The following is a 20,859-nucleotide window of genomic DNA, read 5'->3' as shown; positions in this document are numbered from 1 at the left end:
AATCGATAAGGGCTTAAAAATGATTAGCTAATTAATAATTATAAAGAGGCGATGGTCACTTTTTGCGCTTCAATTTTAGCTTTTGCTTCAATATTGGCAGTTAAGCGTTCACGTTCTTTTTCAACAACGGCAGCAGGCGCACGGCTCACAAAACCTTCGTTAGCTAACTTGCTTTCAATGGTTTCGATTTCTTTCACCACTTTTTCCAGCTCTTTATCTAAACGAGCCAGTTCTGCGTCTTTATCGACTAAGCCAGCCATTGGGATCAGCAGCTCTGCACCGCCAACGAGTTTAGTGACGGAAACCGGTGCTTCTTCACCATCAGCCAGTACGCGGATGCTTTCTAAACGTGCCATTGATTTGATAAAGCTTTGGTTTTCTTCAACGCGACGTTTTGCATCAGCAGAAGCGCCACGCAGCATCACATCCAGTGGCTTACCTGGGGAGATGTTCATTTCTGCACGAATATTACGTACAGCAATAATGGCTTCTTTGATCCACTCAAGGTCGCTCAGCGCAAGTTCATCCACTTTAGCCGCATCGAACTCAGGGAACGCTTGCAACATAATGGTATCGGCATCAATACCTTTAACCACTTTGACGCGCTGCCAGATGGTTTCAGTGATAAATGGAATGATTGGGTGAGCAAGGCGCAGTAAGCCTTCTAATACCTCAATTAAGGTGAAGCGAGCCGCACGTACTTGTGCTTCGTTACCTTTATGAACAGCAGGTTTAGACAGCTCTAAGTACCAGTCACAGAATTCATTCCATGTGAAATCATACAAAATACCCGCTGCGATATCGTAACGGTGAGTATCTAACGCTTCACGGTAAGCTTTCACTGTTTGATTGAATTGCGCCATGATCCAGCGGTCAGCTAGTGAGAAGCTCATTTCGCCGCCGTTTTGACCACAATCTTGGCCTTCAGTATTCATCAGAACGAAACGGCTCGCATTCCATAATTTATTACAGAAGTTGCGATAGCCGGACAGGCGTTTCATATCCCAGTTGATATCACGGCCTGTTGAAGCCAGTGCTGCTAAAGTAAAGCGCAGGGCGTCAGTACCGTGTGCTTCGATCCCTTCTGGATATTCTTTACGAGTACGTTTAGCAATTTTTTCAGCCAATTGTGGCTGCATCATGTTGCCAGTACGTTTTTCAAGTAAATCTTCCAAAGAGATACCGTCAATCATATCTAATGGGTCGATAACGTTCCCTTTGGATTTCGACATTTTTTGGCCTTCTTCATCACGGATCAGGCCTGTCATATAAACGGTTTTGAATGGCACTTGTGGCTCGCCGTTTTCATCTTTGATGAAATGCATGGTCATCATGATCATACGGGCAATCCAGAAGAAAATAATATCGAAGCCACTGACTAATACATCTGTTGGATGGAATGTTTTCAGTGCGTCGGTATTTTCAGGCCAGCCGAGAGTAGAGAATGTCCACAGACCGGAAGAGAACCACGTATCCAGTACGTCGTCGTCTTGGCGCAGAGCAATATCCGCACCTAAATTATTTTCACGACGAACTTCGTCTTCATCGCGACCCACGTAGACATTGCCTTTTTCGTCATACCATGCAGGAATGCGGTGGCCCCACCACAGTTGGCGAGAAATACACCAGTCTTGAATATCACGCATCCAAGAGAAATACATGTTTTCGTACTGACGAGGAACGAACTGAATACGGCCATCTTCAACGGCTTTAATGGCATCACGAGCCAAAGGCTCGGTACGCACGTACCATTGGTCGGTTAGCATAGGCTCAATAACCACACCACCACGGTCACCGTAAGGCACCGTCAGGTCATGAGGTTTCACTTCAACCAGCAGGCCAAGTTGTTCGAATTCTGCGACGATAGCTTTACGCGCTGCAAAACGTTCCATTCCACGGTAAGCTTCTGGGATTTCGCAGCTATAAGCGGTAGATGGGTTACCGTTGGTATCGAAAATTTCCGCTTCGTTACGAACGTTGCCGTCTAAGTCCATCATGTTAATCATTGTTAACTGATGGCGTTTACCGACTTCATAGTCATTAAAGTCATGAGCTGGAGTGATTTTCACACAGCCAGTACCTTTTTCCATGTCAGCGTGTTCATCACCAACAATTGGAATACGGCGGTTAACGATTGGCAAAATAATTTCTTTACCAATTAAATCTTTATAACGTGGATCTTCAGGGTTAACGGCGACACCGGTATCTCCTAACATGGTCTCAGGACGGGTAGTTGCGACCACTAAATAGTCTTTGCCTTCAGCCGTTTTTGCGCCATCAGCCAATGGATAACGCAGGTGCCACATAGACCCTTTGATTTCACGGTTTTCAACTTCTAAGTCAGAAATTGCCGTGTGCAGTTTTGGGTCCCAGTTAACTAAGCGCTTACCACGATAAATCAAGTTTTCTTTATAAAGGCGAACGAACGCTTCTTTAACGGCTTTAGATAAGCCTTCATCCATAGTAAAACGCTCGCGATCCCAATCAACAGAATCGCCTAAACGGCGCATTTGCTGTGAAATTGTACCGCCGGATTCCGCTTTCCACTCCCAGATTTTGTCAATGAACGCATCGCGGCCGTAGTCGTGACGGTTTTTACCTTCTTCTGCTGCAATTTTACGCTCAACAACCATCTGAGTTGCGATACCTGCATGGTCAGTTCCCGTTTGCCATAAGGTATTTTTACCTTGCATACGTTGATAGCGGATCATCGTATCCATGATGGTTTGTTGGAAGGCGTGCCCCATGTGCAGGCTACCAGTGACATTCGGTGGTGGAATGACAACACAGAAGCTGTCTTGGGTGGTATCCCCATTAGGTTTAAAATAACCGCTTTTCTCCCAGTGAGCATATAGAGATTGCTCAATTTCTGCGGGGTTATACGTTTTATCGAGCGAAGGCTCATTCATTGGGCTATCTGGTTTCTTTTCCATTATCTTTTTGTATTCAGTAAGTTGGCGGCGCCGCCATAGTCAAATTGAAGCCGACGCTACGGTAAGTTTTATACCGCTCACGCGCCAACTGTTTTAAAGTTTCATCAATAGGTACGAAGTCTACCACTTCATGGAAAGCCGTGGCAAAATCTGCGAACTGATTTTGTAAATTAATCAGGATATCACGTGGGGTATTTCCCCGTTTAGCAGGCCAACAAATTTCAATCGGTGCACCATAACGCGGCCCTTCACCCGCCAAATTATGCGGGACAAACTGGTGTGGATCGCGTTGCCACAAGGCCTCATCAATCTTTTCAGCTTGTTGCTGTGTTTCGCAAGCAACTAAAACACGCTTTCCACTGCGCCACATTTGTGCGGCAAGCTCACAAGCTAGCCATTCATGGGCTTCAAGTTCAGGATGTGGTGATGCCTGTTTTAGTTGGTAAAATGTACCTTTTTTCATATACCCGTCATACTTCAATTTGTAGGGGTGTTGGCTACGCACTTTCGCCTTAGTCACATACTTTTGTATGGGATGTGGGCTACGCGTTTTTGGTGACCAAGCGCAGAATTATGTCTATGTTGAATTATAACCTTTTTTATAGCTGCCTCAAAATGGCTTTCTTGGTGTATCAAAAAACCAAAAATAATATCCCGAGTCGCATAAATGCTCATCGGGATATTTTTACAAGTGATGTACAGCTAAAGCGCTAAATGGGATTACTCATCACCATTAAGGCCTGCACGGTTCAATAAGAACTGCGCTAGCATGGAAACAGGGCGACCAGTAGCGCCTTTTGCTGCACCTGAACGCCAAGCAGTCCCTGCGATATCAAGGTGTGCCCAGTTATATTTCGTCGCAAAGCGAGACAAGAAACAACCCGCGGTGATAGCACCAGCAGGACGGCCACCCGTATTGGCTAAATCAGCAAAATTAGGCGTGATTTGGTCAAAATACTCATCAGCTAGTGGTAGACGCCATGCACGGTCACCCGCTTGCTCTGACGCGTTTAATAACTCATGAGCCAATGGGTTGTGGTTTGACATCAACCCAGTGTAGTGACTGCCTAATGCAATGACACAAGCCCCTGTTAAGGTCGCGATATCAATAACTAGCTCAGGTTCAAAACGCTCAACATAGGTGAGTGCATCACACAGAACTAAACGGCCTTCGGCATCAGTATTGAGGACTTCAACTGTTTGCCCAGACATGGTAGTAAGAATATCACCCGGACGATAAGCACGCCCACCAGGCATGTTTTCACAGCCTGCTAATACCCCAATGACATTAATTGGCAACTGCAATTCAGTGATAAAGCGCATTACACCGTAAACAGAAGCCGCGCCGCACATATCGTATTTCATTTCATCCATGCCTTCGGATGGTTTGATTGAAATACCGCCAGAGTCAAAGGTTAACCCTTTACCTACGAGTACGATAGGTTTGCAGTCTGGATCTGGATTGCCTTTATATTCCATGATGGACATCAGCGATTCATTTTGTGAACCTTGACCCACCGCGAGATAGGCGTTCATTCCTAACTCTTTCATCTGCTCTTCGCCGATCACTCGTGTGGTCAGTTTGCTGTCTGAAATGTCAGCTAATTGACGTGCTTGAGACGCTAAATAACCTGCGTTACAGATATTTGGTGGCATATTACTTAAATCTTTTGCCGCTTTAACACCTGAAGCAATCGCTAAACCATGGGAAATAGCACGTTCACCACTGGTCAATTCACGGCGAGTTGGCACATTGAAAACCAGTTTACGCAGTGGACGACGATGTTCTGTTTTATTACTTTTCAGTTGATCAAACACATACAGTGATTCTTTGGCTGTTTCGACGGCTTGGCGCACTTTCCAGTAATTATTGCGGCCTTTAACGTGTAATTCAGTTAAGAAGCAGACGGCTTCCATTGAGCCAGTTTCATTCAATGTGCTGATTGTTTTCTGAATAATTTGTTTAAATTGGCGCTCATCTAATTCGCGTTCTTTACCGCAACCGATAAGTAGAATGCGTTCAGACAGAACGTTGGGTACATGATGGAGTAGCAGGGATTGCCCTACTTTACCCTCAAGTTCGCCGCGGCGCAGCAGGGCGCTGATATATCCGTCACTGATTTTGTCCAGTTGTTCAGCAATTGGGGACAGACGGCGTGGTTCAAAGACTCCGACAACAATACAAGCGCTGCGTTGTTTTTCCGGGCTACCACTTTTTACACTAAACTCCATGCGTTCTCCTGAATCTTAAAGACAAAGGCCGATGCTCCCGCTAAAATTAGCGTTTCGCATGATCTACCTCATAGAGAATGAACTCTTTATGTTAAACTAACCATCTATACGCGAAATAGCTCACGTTGTATGCTGTTAATTGCGATACACCATGAAGTATGGCGAGTATATCTGGTTTCTCGAATATTAAGCATGTTCTGATATTTCAACCAGTATAGAGAATGCTTTTATATCATTGTAGCCATACAATAAACTAGAGTATATGTTAGTAAATGGCAGACATCGAACGAACTTAGCCATTTTCTTCCCAAAAGACAAGTTTTCACAGGCGTAATAAGCGTGATCATTATTAGATATTTGGTACGGGAAACCCTGAAAAGTCAGTTAGCCATACTTTTTGTATTGATGCTAATCTTTTTTAGCCAGAAGTCGATAGATATTCTTGGCGCTGCGGTTCAGGGCAACATTCCCTCAAACTTAGTACTTCCTTTACTGGGGTTAGGTGTGCCTGAAATGGCGCAGCTTATCTTACCTTTGAGCCTATTCCTTGGGCTTTTGATGACCTACAGTAAACTTTACACTGAAAGTGAAATCACGGTAATGCATGCCTGCGGTTTAGGTAAAAGTGTTTTAGTAAAAGCCGCGTTAGTCCTAGCGGTCATTACCGCAATGGTTGCGGTGGCTAATATCACGTGGATGTTGCCGTGGTCATCGCAATATCAAGAGCAAGTATTGGCTGATGCGAAAGCGAACCCTGGGCTAGCTGCGATGGTGGAAGGGCAATTTAAAACCACTAAAGACGGCAATTATGTTCTGTACATTGGTGATGTAAAAGGTAGCAACTTCAAGAACGTATTTCTTGCACAGCTACGCGCTGCAAATGAACAACGGCCTTCAGTTGTAGTGGCTGATAGCGGTTATATGAAAGAAGACCCCGATGGCCGACAAGTCGTTGTTTTAAACGAAGGTACTCGCTATGAAGGAACCGCGTTATTGCGAGATTTTCGAATAACTGACTTTGTTAATTACCAAGCTATTGTTGACCACCAAACCGCAGAAACGCGTAGTGACCGAGTCGAGCAAAAAAATATGCTACAACTGTGGTCTGAAAATACTCCTGAAGTGAACGCGGAGTTCCATTGGCGTTTAACGATTGTATTCTCCGTTGTCGTTATGGCCTTGATGGTCGTGCCATTAAGCGAGGTTAATCCACGTCAAGGACGGGTATTAAGTATGCTTCCAGCGATGCTGCTATACCTCATTTTCTTTTTATTACAAAGTACATTGCGTAATAGTGCCGATAAGGGTGACCTTGACCCAAGGTATACTATGTGGGCGGTGAATGTGGGGTATTTGATATTAGCGATAGTCCTAAATGCGTGGAATACCGTCCCAATGCGACGTATGCGTCTTAAATTGAGTAAAGGGGTTGCCTGATGTTTGGTGTTTTAGATAGGTATATCGGTCGGACCATTTTAAATTCGATTTTAGTGACGCTATTTCTGCTCGTTTCACTGGCAGGGATCATTAAATTTGTCGAGCAGCTTCGCAAAGTGGGTGATGGCGACTATACGGCATTGAGCGCAGGTGTATTCACTTTATTAACTGTCCCAAAAGATATTGATATCTTCTTTCCAATGGCAGCCTTGTTGGGAGCACTCATGGGGTTAGGGGCACTGGCTTCACGTAGTGAGCTAGTCGTCATGCAAGCTTCCGGTTTTACCCGCTTACAAATCGCATTATCGGTGATGAAAACAGCAGTTCCATTGGTCATTGTCGCAATGTTTATTGGTGAGTGGATCGCACCTGCGGGAGAACAGTGGGCAAGAAATTATCGCGCAGAAAAAATCGTGGGTAACTCATTAGTTGTGACAGATGAAGGTATGTGGGCAAAAGATGCCAATGATTTTATTCATATTCAGCGGATTAATAATGCGACATCGATTCAAGATGTGTCGATTTATCGTTTTGATGACCAACGTAAATTGAAGTCGGTGATGTTTGCTGCGAATGGTGAGTACGACTCGACAAATCAGCTTTGGGTGTTATCTCAAGTGGATGAGTCAATTCTAAGTAGCGAGAAAAAAATCACAGGTTCACAGCGATTGACGGTGGATTGGAAGACCAACCTAACCCCGGAAAAACTAGGAATAGTTTCACTGAATGCTGATTCGCTATCAATCCGCGGCCTGTATCAATATGTCTCGTATTTAAAAGAAAGTGGCCAAGTGGCTGCGGTTTATGAGCTGAGCATGTGGAAAAAAATCCTCGCACCACTTTCTGCGGCAGTCATGATGCTAATGGCAGTTTCATTTATTTTTGGGCCGTTACGTACCGTTCCTATGGGCGTTCGTGTTATTTCAGGTATTGTGGGGGGATTCCTCTTTTACGTACTTAACCAAGGGTTCGGTAATTGGAGCTTAGTGTATTCGGTGCCACCGATTATTGCAGCAGCATTGCCAAGCGTCCTATTCCTGATAGTAAGTATCACATTGTTAGTTAAACGAAAATAACCGTTTATAGGCAAATAAAGGGCTGTGAGTCTTCGGGGTTCACAGCCCTTTTTCTTTTTAGCATCGCTGACTTAGCAGGACATTACCTAAGTGACTAATAATCCCTAACAGTTTGTTTTGAGGGCGAAACATAATATATTGCAGCTTGTTTCCCTCTGATGCAGGGATATACTCACCTTTAACACCAATGACATTGCAACGGCTTTTGTTAGCTAATTGTTGGGCGTAAGAAAATATCCCGCCGTTGGCGGCGTATGATTGATTAAGTGAGTAGGCATTGTGGCGTTTTTTTCGGCGAGAATTATCGACTAACTGTTTATATTCAGCGGTTTTTTCTAACTATTTTTGATTGTTTCCCAGTTTAAGATATTTCTGTTGGTTAAGGTCGTTTTCTATCTGAATGGATTTCTGGGGAGTAGGATGAACTAATGCATGACCGCTAATTTTAAGCAGTTCTGAGGAAAAATTTGAAAAGTTTCCCCTTCTAATCATACTAGCGCCAAGTAATTGGCGGGGCAGAAATATAGCTATTTTCATCTGATTCCTATTTTAACGAAATGAGAGAGAAAATAATCCTAGCTTTTCCACAGGTAAAGACATTGTATAAAGCGACATTGAGGGTGAAATAATAGCTTGAAGGGCCAAGCTATTATATTTATCAGGTAACGACATGGTTTCGCTAACTATTTTGGCGTTTATAACTCAGCGTTTTTTACTGTTAGCTAAAAAGTGTATAACCGAGTGCGCTGATAAAGGCGATAAATGGCGGTTGTGGCCGAAATAATTTTCTTTTGGGGAGGGCTGCGTGAGGCTGGGGATCCATCGCTAAAATATTTTCACCGCTTTTATTAGCCAGTTGTTGAGCTAAAGAAAAAATGCCTCGTTTCATCCCATTATGTGTTTTGAATTTGAAAGCAGCAGAACATTCTTCTCGATAAATACGCCGCTCTTCTTGTCGACAGGCTTTAATCGCTAGCATTTCAAGATCATCAGAATAGCTTTTGGGGATTGAGATAGTTATCGATCTTGCTTTTAACTCTTTTGGGCTGTTAATACAGTGGTTTTTAATATCATTCAGAATGTTATTAAACTCGATTGGGCTAATTTTACGTTGTGGTTCGGAATGATAGTTCAGTATTGTTGAGGAGTTCTTGGTTCTCATTATGGACTCTTATAAGTAAGTGACATTACTAAAATATTATCGAGAACCTAATAAAATTGATTATAAAAAAGGCTAAGAAAATTATCAAAAACAGCCTGAATATCTCAGGCTGTTGTCGCAATTAATGTAATAACGCGGGTAAATCCACGTTTTAAGGTTGGGGTGTAACTCGCCATTGCTTGTAACGCTTCGGCGGTACTCCTTCAATGCTTCCCATACGCATGGTTAGCAGACAGTGAAGCGACCAGTTCGTTAACTCCAATTGTTAATTTACTGAATTTACTGTTATCTTTGCGGGTCATCACCACAAATACCCCAATATTTTGCTGTGGGATCATCGCCATATAGGTATTAAACCCACCGCCACCGCCAGTTTTTTGATAAATTCCCGGAGTGCCGTTTTTAGGCTTCATATACACCCACCCAAGGCCGAGTCCATCAGCATGCCCTGCAACATCCATCCCTTTAATTTCCAAAAGCTTTTCACGTGGAAAATAGATGCCTTGTTCACGGGCAGCGGTGACTTTTCTTAAGTTACTGTCTGTCGATAAAAATTGCTGCATCCATTTTTGCATATCTGCAGGGGTAGAATACACGCCACCACTTCCTGCTGCCGCGAGTGTGTTATGGCAAGGGCTTGGTTTTGTTCCTTCCATTAACCGTGCGCACTGCGCATTGTTAGGGGTATAAGTGGTATTCGTCATTTTGGCGGGAGATGCCACATAGTGGTTAAATAATTGGGGATAAGAGACTCCCGAAGCTTTAACCATCGCATCAGCCAATAAGTCATATGCTAAGTTGGAATAAGAAGCTTCTGTGCCTGGTGTAGCATCTAACTTACCTGTTTTTAGCCATGTCCAACGGTTATCTTGAGTTGGCCAAATAAAAACAGGGCGGCCCCATTTTCCGCCGGGTTGTTCTCGAGGTAATCCACTGGTATGGCTCGCTAAATGATATAAGCGAATAGGCTGCCCGCTGGCATTATCAGGCACATTAACGCCGTGGTAGGCATACTGCTGTAACGGATCAGTAATTAACAGCTTCTTATCCTGTTCGAGCTTAATTAATATTTCGCTTGTCATTAATTTGGTAATTGATGCAATGCGAATTAATGAATTTGGACCGGGTTTTTTACCATTGCCAGGTGCGGTTTCACCATAATAGCGTGATAACGCCTGATTATTATCGATAACAATGATTGCCATGCCCCGTGCATTGCTTTCATTAAAAATGCGATTAGCGTATAAATCGACAATCTTAGCGACGCGCTCGTAAGTCCTTCTATCTCCCTCAAAAACTTGCCAGTCAGAGGATTCAATATCATTACTTTGCAAAAACTTTGGTGCTTTTTCTGTCTTACTTGAACATGCCATTAACACTAAGGATAATGCAGATACAGACAGAATTTTTAGAAATGATTTCTTCATGTTGGAAGCCAGCCGATATGATTGTTTGCAAATGGCCTTTCAGCCATATTATTTTTTCTTCGCGAAAATCTTCATTACCACACCAATTAAGATGCCAATAAAGATACCTGTTGCTATCCACCCAACAAAACCCATGATTAAACCTTAAATATTGACATTAGATTGCAGATAAACTAACAAAAATAATGACCTGCCGCCAGTCACAGAGCCTCGTGATAAGAAAAATAATTTGGGAGAAGTTAACATACTCATTAATAGATATATAAACAAAAGAAGCTTTCCTTGTGATTTTATAAGATCTAAGGAATATGCTTTTTTTTTAATCGAACAAACCGTATCTTCACGAATAAGTGTTGCCAGTAGGCACAAGGCAAGTATAATGGCAGCGTTTTCCAAGAAACACATCACTTCGTGCCGGAGTGGCGGAATTGGTAGACGCAGTTGATTCAAAATCAACCGCCTTCGGGTGTGCCGGTTCGAGTCCGGCCTTCGGCACCATAAGAACATCAAGAGACGTCAACCGACGTCTTTTTTTGTATCTGAAATCCAGTGTTTGCAAGGCCTCCCCGCGTTTTCAGTCAATGCATGTCAACTTAACTCAACCCACATCAACCTCCGAGTGAGTATACATCTGAGTATATCTTCGCTTCGATAATATTTGTATACTCATTATATCTCGAATTACCAATGCTAAAGCAATGCAGGCGCAGCCTGTGGCGTAGACACTTAGTTGTTTGTGTAACTCGAAATCATCAACAGTAATCTGAGATATCTTGTTTATATACTCACTCTGGGGTGAAGAGGACAAAGAATATGGCATTAACCGATACAAAAGTTCGTGCAGCTAAACCTGAAGAGAAAGCTTATACACTGACAGACAGTGATGGCTTGTTTCTTTATATTCACCCCAATGGCTCTAAATATTGGCGCTTCCGTTTTCGCTTTGGCGGCAAACAACATTTAATGGCCTTTGGCGTATACCCTGAAATCTCTTTAGCAGATGCAAGAGAAAGAAGGGATGCTGCCAGAAAGCAAGTTGCTTTAGGCATAGACCCACGTGAACTCAAGAAAGAATTAAAGGAAGAACAGCAAAAGGAATTTAATACCTTTGAGAAGGTAGCTTGTGATTGGCACGCAACGAATAAGAAGTGGTCAGAGAGTCATAGTCATCGAGTACTTAAAAGCCTTGAAGACAATATCTTTGCTGCTATTGGTAAACGTAATATTGCTGAACTGAAAACTCGTGATCTACTCGAACCGATTAAAGCCGTAGAGATGTCTGGACGTCTTGAAGTTGCAGCACGTTTACAACAGCGTGTGACTGGTATTATGCGTTACGCAGTACAAAGTGGTTTAATTGATTATAACCCCGCGCAAGATATGGCAGGTGCTGTTGCCACAGGTAAACGAGTCCACAGAGCTGCATTAGAACTTAAACGCTTACCTGAGTTCTTACAACGTATTGATGATTATAAAGGAAGACCTTTAACTAAACTTGCAGTCAAACTTACCTTGCTAGTTTTCATTCGTTCCAGCGAGCTTCGTTTCGCTCGCTGGGATGAAATCGATTTTGAAAATGCCATGTGGACGATCCCTGCTGAACGCGAAGCGATAGAAGGGGTTAAGCACTCCCATCGTGGATCAAAAATGCGTACTCCTCACTTAGTCCCTTTAAGCCGACAAGCCATTGAGATTTTAAAACAGATCTATCAATTCAGCGGTAACCATGAATTGATATTTATCGGCGATCACAACCCTAGAAAACCGATGAGTGAAAATACGGTAAACAACGCATTACGAGTGATGGGCTATGACACTAAGACAGAAGTATGTGGGCATGGCTTCAGAACGATGGCGTGTAGCTCGTTGATTGAGTCAGGGCTATGGTCGAAGGATGCAGTAGAAAGGCAAATGAGCCACCAAGAACGCAACTCAGTGAGGGCTGCTTATATTCATAGAGCTGAACATATTGAGGAACGGAGGCTGATGGTGCAGTGGTGGGCTGATTATCTGGATGCGAATAGGGAGAGGGAAATTTCGCCGTTTAGTTTTGCGAAATTAGGCAATGAGATAGTGTGAGGGTTGCAGATACAGTTTTGCATACCTTGCTAGATATTCATCAAAAGCTGGTTAGCCAAGAAAGCGATTTAATTGCTTAGGTATGAAGGAGGGCTAACAGGACACGGTCTTCGCCACGAGATGGGGACTATCGTGAGAAAGGTTTTAATTTAGCATGGGTTGAAACCCAGCTGGCACATATCGATAAAAACGCGAACCGTGGCATGTATAACCATGTTCAGTATGTGGATGGACACAAATAAATGATGCAGCGGTATGCGGATTACATGGATGAGTTGGAGGGGAGCTTGGATAATGTGGTTAGTGTGAATTTTAAGTAACTAAAATAGCCATTCGTACGTAAATGCGTATAGATGGCTTTGTAAGATGGGTTATATTCGCGATTTCATGCAATTTATATCGAAAATTAGTGAAGCGGACTCCCTAAGCAGATGGTAATCCAAGTTTGTCAAAGAATGCACGGTTACGCTCTCCTGCAGCTTTCACCAATTGATCAAAACTAATCACTTCGATATAAGCGTGGGAAGGTTCGTTATAACCGAAATAGCCCATCCCATCAGATGTGATCCGCAAATTGCCCCGACGACAGCGTCGGTGCATAGATTCAGTGAGGTCACAAAGAACGTAACAATAGCCAGGTATGTCATTATTACCTGGAATTGGGCGGCCATTCTTTGTCGTTACCTTCCCTTCACGTATACGCTCTAAATAACTGAGTGCTTGATCAATAGGATCTTTATCTTCACCTTCTCGCATATCATTTCGCATTGGCCGTTTGATTTCGACAACGGTAATGGAGGCAAGTGGGAAGCTGTTTTGGTCATTAACAAGAAGTGGGTTGTCAAATACTTTCATGCTGAGTAAATCAGGTTCCTTTGTAGAACTATTGCCAGTGATAGGCATCGAGTTGAGCGTTTTATCCGAAGCTAAATAGTTATGAAATGCCAAACGTTCGTCAATTAACCAAAGGTTGCAGGAATCAAGGAAAATCTCGCCGGAATCTTTGCGCATAGGCATGATAAGTTCATGGATCATATCTTCACGGGCATATTTTCCGTCTTCTAGCCGCTCAATAGATTTTTGTAGAAGGTCAATAATCACCTTGCGGTGAGAAACATAATTGGCAAGATCTGACTTTTTAAGGTCCCCAGCTCTGCGTAGGTACTCGCTTAGTCGCTCCTTATATTCTTCTACATGTTCTTTATTCTGGGGCTGCATGATATCGTGGCCTTCGCTCACCAGTTGGCGCTCTACTTCATACCACTGAGCATGTAAATGCAACTCTAGTTCTTTATCTGACTTCTCAGGGTCAACGATCAGTAAATCTTCTGGAACATAATTCGCAATAGGGCGATAGCGTGGTGCATGGTTGTCGATGAAATCATCCACTCTAACTTTTCCTGCGGATACATTTTTTGTTAGAACGTCTTGAAGGTACTCCTTGGTTCGAGCCAATATTGCTTCCCGAATATCTTTGAAAGTTACTTCATTGAGCATGTCTTCAACATCTTCAGTAATATCAAACGAAGTTCGTTCACTTCGCACATGTTGATTTAGATATTCGGAAGATACATAGCAGGTATAGGTGAACTCACCGGAAGAGTCAGATATTTTTGCGTAGAGACCAGGAAGTTTGCCTTGTATAGATTCTTCCTTAACAAGTCGATTAGCAGCACAGAGTGCTAACTGATGTTTTTTATTAACAGAGGCACGGAATTTGATATGAGTTAAGTCAAACGGATGGTCCCGAATTGTAATAGTTTCGATAAATGCGCTGGCATGCATATGTTCTTCGAGTAAATTATCAAGGTCAAAAATCTCGCCCAAATCCTCTAAAAGAATCTTAGGAGCGCTTCCTTGCCGCACAAAGTACCAGAGTACATGTTCCAATAATTGGTTAGCTATAGACAGACCTCTTGAAGGAACATGCTTGCGAAGGTTTTCATCAAAATTAATCAGTTTAATAATCGTACCTGGTTGTTGAGATGTGGCCTCAACAAGTTTTTCACCATGAATTCCTGATTTATCATTGAAGCGAAATATGCGTTTTTTAAGTTTGCTGTCAATATCGAAAAAGTGGCTTTCTATTTCAACTAAATCAAATGCCTTTAACCACATCAGACGACCAACACCTCGGCATCCCTTGTCAATTTTATGGTCGGAATCTAGAGTTTTAAATGACTTAACGTTGATTTCATTAAAACCACAGCCATTATCAATTATGGTGAATCCGATAATTGGCGGCTGAGACTTTATATCTAAATCCAAGTTAACTTGCGTGGCTCGATTAATGCGGAGAGTGATCTTTCCATCAGGAAGATTATTCATCTCTTCAATTGAATGGATGGAGTTTACCACAGCCTCGAATACAGGCATTAAACCGTGATTTTTGGGCAGCGAAGTGTTTCGTAAACGGCCTTTTAAATTTGTTTGTAAACTCACTGCTTAGCCACTCCCTTTTAATCGCTATTGCTGAAAAATTTGTGTACCTGTAAGTGAGCAATATTCCACTTATATGACTTAGTATTGTTCTAATCAACAAATACAGTGAATATAATATTATTAATTAGATTATTGTTTCTCATTGTAGCTGTATTTTACTGTGATTAATGGTGCTGATTGGACTGTTATGTATAGTAATTATAAATGCACAAATTATTTAAAGAAACATTGCAATCTTAAATTTGCTCAAGGATATACTCCCCTCCATCAGCAGCTTGTTGCTGAATAAAATCCAATTTTGCAACAAATGGAGATATATCTATTTGCTGTAATGCAAAAAAAAGTTGTTGGTACCAAAATGCCCATTCTTTGCGCTTTAGAGTATCTGCACTTTTAGGGGCGGCTTCTTCTATTATTCTCCTTGTAAGATGAGTGGGGTCTCTTGGAGTTATTTCATCTTCAAGGATAGCTTCCAGCGAGCGAAATTTTCCTTCAACTCGGCTACAAATTTCGTAGATATCATCCCATGTATTTAGCTTGTTTAGTAACGTTGTGTCTTGCACATTCCACTGAACTTGAATTGTAGGTTCAGGATCTGACAGGTTATTGATTTGAATTCTAATAAAATCTTTAGCTTCCTCATTGTATGGATAGAATGCTATACGACCAGTTTTATTCGAATCTTCAAATAGGTCTTTTGCTTTTTTAGCGTCTTGATTGCAAACATCACATAGCGGAATGAGATTATCAGGATGTACAGCAAAAATAGGATACTTTGACTTGCATAACTGATGGTCGTAATCTGCGCGCCACTGATCACCATCTGGCACACAAGCTCTGAATGAAGCCAACTCTTTCATACCACAAGCCTTGCATATATTGCCATTAATAGTTTGTTGCCTGTATTCATTGAAATGCGCTGTGATATTCGTGTCTTCAGCTGCTTCAACAATAGAAGTCAAATCTTTGGTTGAGCAATATAAATGAGTGCTCAACGATTTTAGGGCTTTGAAACATGGTTCAGGTAAAAAATTAAGTATACGCCTTTGAGGGGTATTAAAAAATGTCTGTAAATCCTGATTGTCCCTCATTATTTCAAATAATCGCTGTTTGATACTCTGGCCTGCTTCATTTAATGTATTGAAAAATTTTTCAAATTTATCTCTAGTTAAATCATTCTTGGCTCTAGAATCATTTTCTTTTGCGTTATCCCAGCAAGCTTGTCCTACGTGACTAGTAGTAAACAATGTTCTATTAAACGTATTTGTGCTTACAGCTTGCTCTAAAAAATATAGAAGTTCTGCATTTAGTAGCCTAAAAACCTCAAATCGCGGAGTATTGTCTGCTAATCGAAATAACATTACTGGCTTAACTTCCTTATTAAGTAGGCTTTTTCTGGTGACAATCCAAGGTGTTGTTCAATCCAATTCTTGGCGTGTTCATCACCTTGTTTTAACTGCTTACGAATTTCGTCTATGACACCTTGCGATATAAGCGAGCGTAGCTCAAATAAATCTTTAATCAATACATCAAATGATGCGCCGTAAGTTTCATTTTGGACTACTCTCATGTCTATTAAGCAGTTATCGTTTCGACGAAACTGATAAACATTATTTCGTTTTAATGATGAAATCATAAAGGGGGAGTGTGTTGAAATAAATAACTGGTTTTTTTCATTATCAACACCTATCGCACTTTCAACAAATGAATGGAAATAGGTTCTCCAGGATGGGTTTAAGTGTGTTTCAGGTTCATCAAGTAAAAATAGAGCTCTGCTATCTTTATATATCGAGGCCATAGATAAAATTTGAATTAATTGTGCTTCACCATCAGACAAGTCATCAAATTCAATACACTGTTGTCCATCCGTTAGCTTAAGAGATAGAATATGAATAGGTGATTTCCATTTTTGTGGTCTTCTTACTGTACCACTGAAGTTATCTTGTCTGAGGTGATGTTTGGTCTCACCTTGCCAATATTGCGCTGCTAAAAGTTGTAATCGATAGAGTTTTTCAAACAATATTTGCGGAGTGAAGAAACTACTCTCAAGAATGTTTTGCACACTATGACAGCTAAAATCTATCATGATTTCACCCGCTAAATAGTCCAATTCAAATTGGTTAAAGAACTCCTCTGAAGTTTTGTCTAATCTCGGTAATGCTTTAAATGAAGAAGAATGAATTTTACTTAAACAATTGATTAATTTTGCCATATCCAACAGGGCACTTGCATCATATGTAAATTTACGCAAGTCATAACGAAGCGTAACTGAATGAATCTTATTGAAACGCTGCTTTCCTTGCCATATGGATTTCTGCTCTTCGTCTGACATCATTCCCATACTTGCTAACATTAATGAAGTTGTGTCTTGATCAAAATATTTAAGGCGTGGTAATGCCGTTGCTCTTAAGCCGATATTAATGTTATCAGATGGTGATGATAATTCGGGTAAAGCTGGAAACAGGGCTGGGTAGCGAACTTGGTAATAGCTATAAACGTTCTTGTATTGTTGGTCAATCAACTCAATATCTGCTTCTGTTAGGTGTTTACCTTTTTCATTTTTCGTTTTATTGATGACTAGTAATCTTTGCTCCCAGGCTCGTTTTATATTCATCACGTCCAGATATTGAATCGAGTTCTTCATGAAAGCGCGCTGTAGGTTTTCATTTAAACCAGATGAATAGCCAATTATCTGGCTAGGTAAAATCTGTTCTTCTATATTTTCATTTTCAGAAGACGTTAGATCTAACCAAACACCATTACTATAGATAGTCACAGTACCATTTTGCTCGATACTGATTGAGTAAGTATTTGTTTGGGTTTCCGAATCATAAACTTGGTTGTTATAGCGAAGCTCAATTGATAAATTAGAGAACCAATTACGACATTTAAAGTCACTTCGTAAAAAACGTTCCAAATAGCCAAAGGTTTCAGCAATCAATTCTAATAGCTGAGATTTGCCAGAACCATTCAAACCAATAAAGGCAATGATATTTCCTTCGGTGGAATCAAAATTAAAAGTTTGATTCTTCAATCCCTTATATTGTCCTCTTAAGGCTAGTGACAATAAATGCATCAGATATTTTTCCTTTCTCGTGCTTTTTTCTCTTGTTTCAGTGACTTACGTTCAGCTTTAATCTTTTCTAACAAGGATTCAGCACTATTTTCACCACTAATTAAATCTGGGTTAGCAGCACGCCAGTCAGCAGTAAGTTCGCCACGGAATGCTTTGGCAAGAATAGATTGAGTAAGGTTATTCACACGATTCAGTGCTACATTGGTTTTTTGCTCTATACTGTCAGCAAAGTCAAAAAGCTTTTCAACGTACTGAACGATTTCGGTTTGCTCTTCGATTGAAGGCAAAATAAACTTGAGTGCGGCAAGTTCCTTAGAATTTATATTATTTACACCACTCGTAGATCTTGAACCAATTTCTATGACATCTCTTACCACTCTCGAGCTCATTATATTCAAAAGGAAACTGGGTAATATTTTGTTCTCATTGCACCGGATTCGAATTAGATAGCCAGCATATAAAAAACCTTCATATTTTTGCTCAACTAATGCGGGTTTTGCTACTAAATCAAGGCTTCCATTCGATCTAATTACTAGTATATCTCCAGCTTTTAGAGCTAAAGTTTTCAGCTCTTTTTCTGTAAAATCAGCATACTTTAGATCTGAGGTATTTAGTTTTCTGTCACTAATGTTTGGAATTCTTATAACAGGGGTTTGCCCGCCATTGTAGTCACATTTTTTAGAGGTTCCATACCGTATATCAGTGGCTATTTCTCCAACTGTAACTGTAATGGGATTGTCTACTGAAACTAATTTCCCACTCACTGCTGCGGATAGAACAGATTGGCGAAAAGTATTCAAAAGCTCAGAAATACGTTCGAGACGAGTTTTGGTTTGTTCTACCTTGGTTAAGAGGGTATTGAGTTTATCAACGATACTTTTTTGTTCAGCTAGAGGGGGAAGTGGAACTGGTATTGTTCGCATATTAGCCTGAGTAAGCTTTAGCCGGGTTCCTCCATTGACATAACCTTGATAGTCAAATTGGTTTAAGTAGTGGAGAAGTAATTTGTTGTTTAAGCCATTTGGCCAACCTTTTAAAACGTGGGCGTGATTATTTACCCAGGTTTTCCCTGTCAGCAAATATGCTTTAGTTTTTAAATGGTCGAAAAATGGAACACCATCTTCACCGAGTGCAACTAATTCTTCATTAAAAAGATACCCATCAATTTTCCCTACTTCACCAGTAGCACCATAATATGGGAAAAGCTCACTAGCAAGTTTTCCTTCTATTCTAGACTGACGCTCATTGTTATTGACAGGGATTCGCATAGCATCAAGAATTTCAACGACTATTTCTAATTTTGTGGAAACCCAATCATTTGGAAAAATTTTTGCCATTACTCAATTCCTCCCAACGCAGCCAATAGCCCTTCCAGCTCACATAGTGCGGCTTCCAATTCTTCTTTCGTTTTTTGTGCTAATATACTTGGTTCAGGCAAGTCCTCTGCATCCACACTGTTTTTATCTTTTAGCCAGCTAATATCCAGTGAATCATCTTTAGTTTTGGAAATCCACTCGCGGCTAAAACAGCGCCAACGTGAATAGGCTAGACGGTCATCGACACCTTGGTTTTCTGCTATAGTTTCTTTATCGACGTCAATCTCTTGGGCATTGAAGCTATATTCACCTTCAGTTCGTTTACTGGTACCGTCTGAGTTGTCACCGAACACTTTTTCAAACGCGCCTAGGTGTGGGTCTGTGCCAAATTCTTTTGATGTAAAGCCAATATCCGAATTACCAAACGGAGTACGTTTACCAAAGCTAGGCATATTAGTTCGTAGATCGTAGACCCAGACATTCTCAGTGCAATTTTCTTCTTGATATTTGTTTTTAGCTGAGCCTTTAGTGAAAAACAGAACGTTGGTTTTAACACCTTGAGCGTAAAATATACCTGTAGGTAAGCGCAGTATGGTATGTAAATTACATTTATTCATTAAATCACGGCGTACATCTGTGCCCACACCTGCTTCAAACAAAACGTTATCAGGCAATACCACTGCAGCGCGACCACCAGGTTTAAGGTTACGATAGATGTGCTGCAAAAACGCTAATTGCTTATTGCTGGTTTTATAAGTGAGGTCATCGCGGGTATTAGATGCTTCACCGCCTTTACTGGTACCAAAAGGTGGGTTTGCTAAAATAACATCAGCTTGTTTTAATGACTTACCTGCCTCACCTAAGGAATTCCCTAAGTGAACTACGCCTTCGTTATCTCCTTCCATGCTATGGAGTAAGCAGTTCATTAAGGCTAAACGTCGGGTGTTGGGGACCAATTCGACACCGACAAAGGCTTTGTTTTTTTGAAAATCGGCGTCTTTCGCGCTTAAATCCATATAGTCATCGGTTTGTTCACGCATGTAGAGATCTGCCGCAACCAAGAATCCAGCTGTACCTGCCGCTGGGTCTTGTATTATTTCTCCAACTTGAGGTTTGATACAACGCACCATGCTGTTGATCAATGCACGAGGTGTAAAATACTGGCCAGCACCCGATTTAGTTTCACTCGCGTTCTTCTCTAAAAGTCCTTCATACAAATCACCTAGGCCGTCTTTCTGCGCGCTGAACCAGTCGATTTGGTCGAGAGTTTTGATCATTTGCTCTAAGTGACGAGGTTCACGCAAGCGTGTTTGTGCATCGGCATAAATAGCACTAATTAGTGGGTCTTCGTGAACCTGAACTTCAATGGTTTTACCTGGCTCGTTTGGATCGGCTTCTGTACGCTTACCTGTAGATAAAGCTAATAGCATAGCTTTATAGTCATTGAGTAGGTTAATACCTGACTTAGCATTGATATCGGTCCAACGGCATCCCTCTGGTAACGGATGTTTTTTTAATGTCCCTGCTTCTGTATTTTCGTGCACCATTTTAACAAATAGTAAAAGTACCAATTCGGTTACATAATCACTGTAGTTGATTCCATCGTCACGCAGTACGTCACAAAGATTCCAGAGTTTTTGAACGATGTCGTTGTTGGTCATAATTGTCTCTTCATTAAA

The 20,859-nt window shown here is 41.4% G+C and carries 13 protein-coding genes, 1 tRNA gene and 1 pseudogene; 5 read left to right on the top strand and 10 right to left on the bottom strand.

The features are described from left to right. Positions 1-38: 38 nt before the first annotated feature. The 3 genes from FVA72_RS19590 to pepA form a co-directional block, all read right to left on the bottom strand. Complete coding sequence (locus tag FVA72_RS19590) at positions 39-2,909, bottom strand: valine--tRNA ligase (RefSeq protein WP_172974385.1); 2,871 nt, start codon at positions 2,907-2,909, stop codon at positions 39-41. 37 nt (positions 2,910-2,946) lie between these two features. Then, positions 2,947-3,396: a DNA polymerase III subunit chi gene (locus tag FVA72_RS19585; protein WP_094961630.1), complete on the bottom strand. Its 450-nt coding sequence runs from the start codon at positions 3,394-3,396 to the stop codon at positions 2,947-2,949. 257 nt (positions 3,397-3,653) lie between these two features. After that, positions 3,654-5,165 (bottom strand): leucyl aminopeptidase, encoded by a 1,512-nt coding sequence (gene pepA, locus FVA72_RS19580; protein WP_004264329.1) that lies wholly within the window; start codon positions 5,163-5,165, stop codon positions 3,654-3,656. Positions 5,166-5,504: 339 nt separating this feature from the next. On the opposite strand from pepA, the gene lptF reads away from it, so the two are divergent. Then, positions 5,505-6,602, top strand: a complete 1,098-nt coding sequence (gene lptF / locus FVA72_RS19575) for an LPS export ABC transporter permease LptF (RefSeq protein ID WP_036958756.1) — start codon at positions 5,505-5,507, stop codon at positions 6,600-6,602. Further along, the gene (lptG, locus tag FVA72_RS19570) at positions 6,602-7,678 is read left to right on the top strand and encodes an LPS export ABC transporter permease LptG (RefSeq protein WP_004264322.1); all 1,077 of its coding nucleotides are present in this window, start codon (positions 6,602-6,604) and stop codon (positions 7,676-7,678) included. Before lptF ends, lptG begins: the two co-directional genes overlap by 1 nt. 718 nt (positions 7,679-8,396) lie before the next feature. On the opposite strand, the gene FVA72_RS19565 is transcribed toward lptG, so the two are convergent. After that, positions 8,397-8,840, bottom strand: coding sequence for a hypothetical protein (locus FVA72_RS19565; RefSeq protein ID WP_110591072.1), 444 nt, complete (start codon positions 8,838-8,840; stop codon positions 8,397-8,399). 203 nt (positions 8,841-9,043) lie between these two features. Further along, the gene (gene ampH / locus FVA72_RS19560) at positions 9,044-10,267 is read right to left on the bottom strand and encodes a D-alanyl-D-alanine-carboxypeptidase/endopeptidase AmpH (protein WP_110591073.1); all 1,224 of its coding nucleotides are present in this window, start codon (positions 10,265-10,267) and stop codon (positions 9,044-9,046) included. A gap of 413 nt (positions 10,268-10,680) precedes the next feature. On the opposite strand from ampH, the gene FVA72_RS19555 reads away from it, so the two are divergent. From FVA72_RS19555 to FVA72_RS21770, 3 genes and pseudogenes are all read left to right on the top strand, one after another. Next, positions 10,681-10,765 (top strand) — tRNA-Leu (locus tag FVA72_RS19555). A gap of 315 nt (positions 10,766-11,080) precedes the next feature. Further along, the gene (locus FVA72_RS19550; protein ID WP_137019339.1) at positions 11,081-12,346 is read left to right on the top strand and encodes a tyrosine-type recombinase/integrase; all 1,266 of its coding nucleotides are present in this window, start codon (positions 11,081-11,083) and stop codon (positions 12,344-12,346) included. Positions 12,347-12,427: 81 nt separating this feature from the next. Next, a pseudogene (locus tag FVA72_RS21770) lies at positions 12,428-12,588 on the top strand (integrase); the annotation flags it as partial. Positions 12,589-12,769: 181 nt separating this feature from the next. Here the strand turns inward: FVA72_RS21770 and FVA72_RS19545 are convergent. From FVA72_RS19545 to FVA72_RS19525, 5 genes are all read right to left on the bottom strand, one after another. Further along, positions 12,770-14,788, bottom strand: a complete 2,019-nt coding sequence (locus tag FVA72_RS19545) for an ATP-binding protein (RefSeq protein WP_137019336.1) — start codon at positions 14,786-14,788, stop codon at positions 12,770-12,772. 236 nt (positions 14,789-15,024) lie between these two features. Continuing rightward, on the bottom strand, positions 15,025-16,149 hold the full coding sequence (locus FVA72_RS19540) for a hypothetical protein (protein ID WP_137019325.1): 1,125 nt from the start codon (positions 16,147-16,149) through the stop codon (positions 15,025-15,027). Then, complete coding sequence (locus FVA72_RS19535; RefSeq protein ID WP_137019323.1) at positions 16,149-17,864, bottom strand: AAA family ATPase; 1,716 nt, start codon at positions 17,862-17,864, stop codon at positions 16,149-16,151. The genes FVA72_RS19540 and FVA72_RS19535 overlap by 1 nt, the downstream gene beginning before the upstream one ends. Then, positions 17,864-19,201, bottom strand: a complete 1,338-nt coding sequence (locus FVA72_RS19530) for a restriction endonuclease subunit S (protein ID WP_137019321.1) — start codon at positions 19,199-19,201, stop codon at positions 17,864-17,866. The genes FVA72_RS19535 and FVA72_RS19530 overlap by 1 nt, the downstream gene beginning before the upstream one ends. After that, on the bottom strand, positions 19,201-20,841 hold the full coding sequence (locus tag FVA72_RS19525) for an N-6 DNA methylase (protein ID WP_137019319.1): 1,641 nt from the start codon (positions 20,839-20,841) through the stop codon (positions 19,201-19,203). Before FVA72_RS19525 ends, FVA72_RS19530 begins: the two co-directional genes overlap by 1 nt. Positions 20,842-20,859: the final 18 nt, after the last annotated feature.

Source organism: Providencia sp. PROV061 (genome assembly GCF_011045655.1).
Lineage (GTDB): Bacteria > Pseudomonadota > Gammaproteobacteria > Enterobacterales > Enterobacteriaceae > Providencia > Providencia hangzhouensis.
The sequence above is the reverse complement of the archived record's forward strand: the minus strand, read 5'-3'. Positions and strand labels throughout refer to the sequence as shown.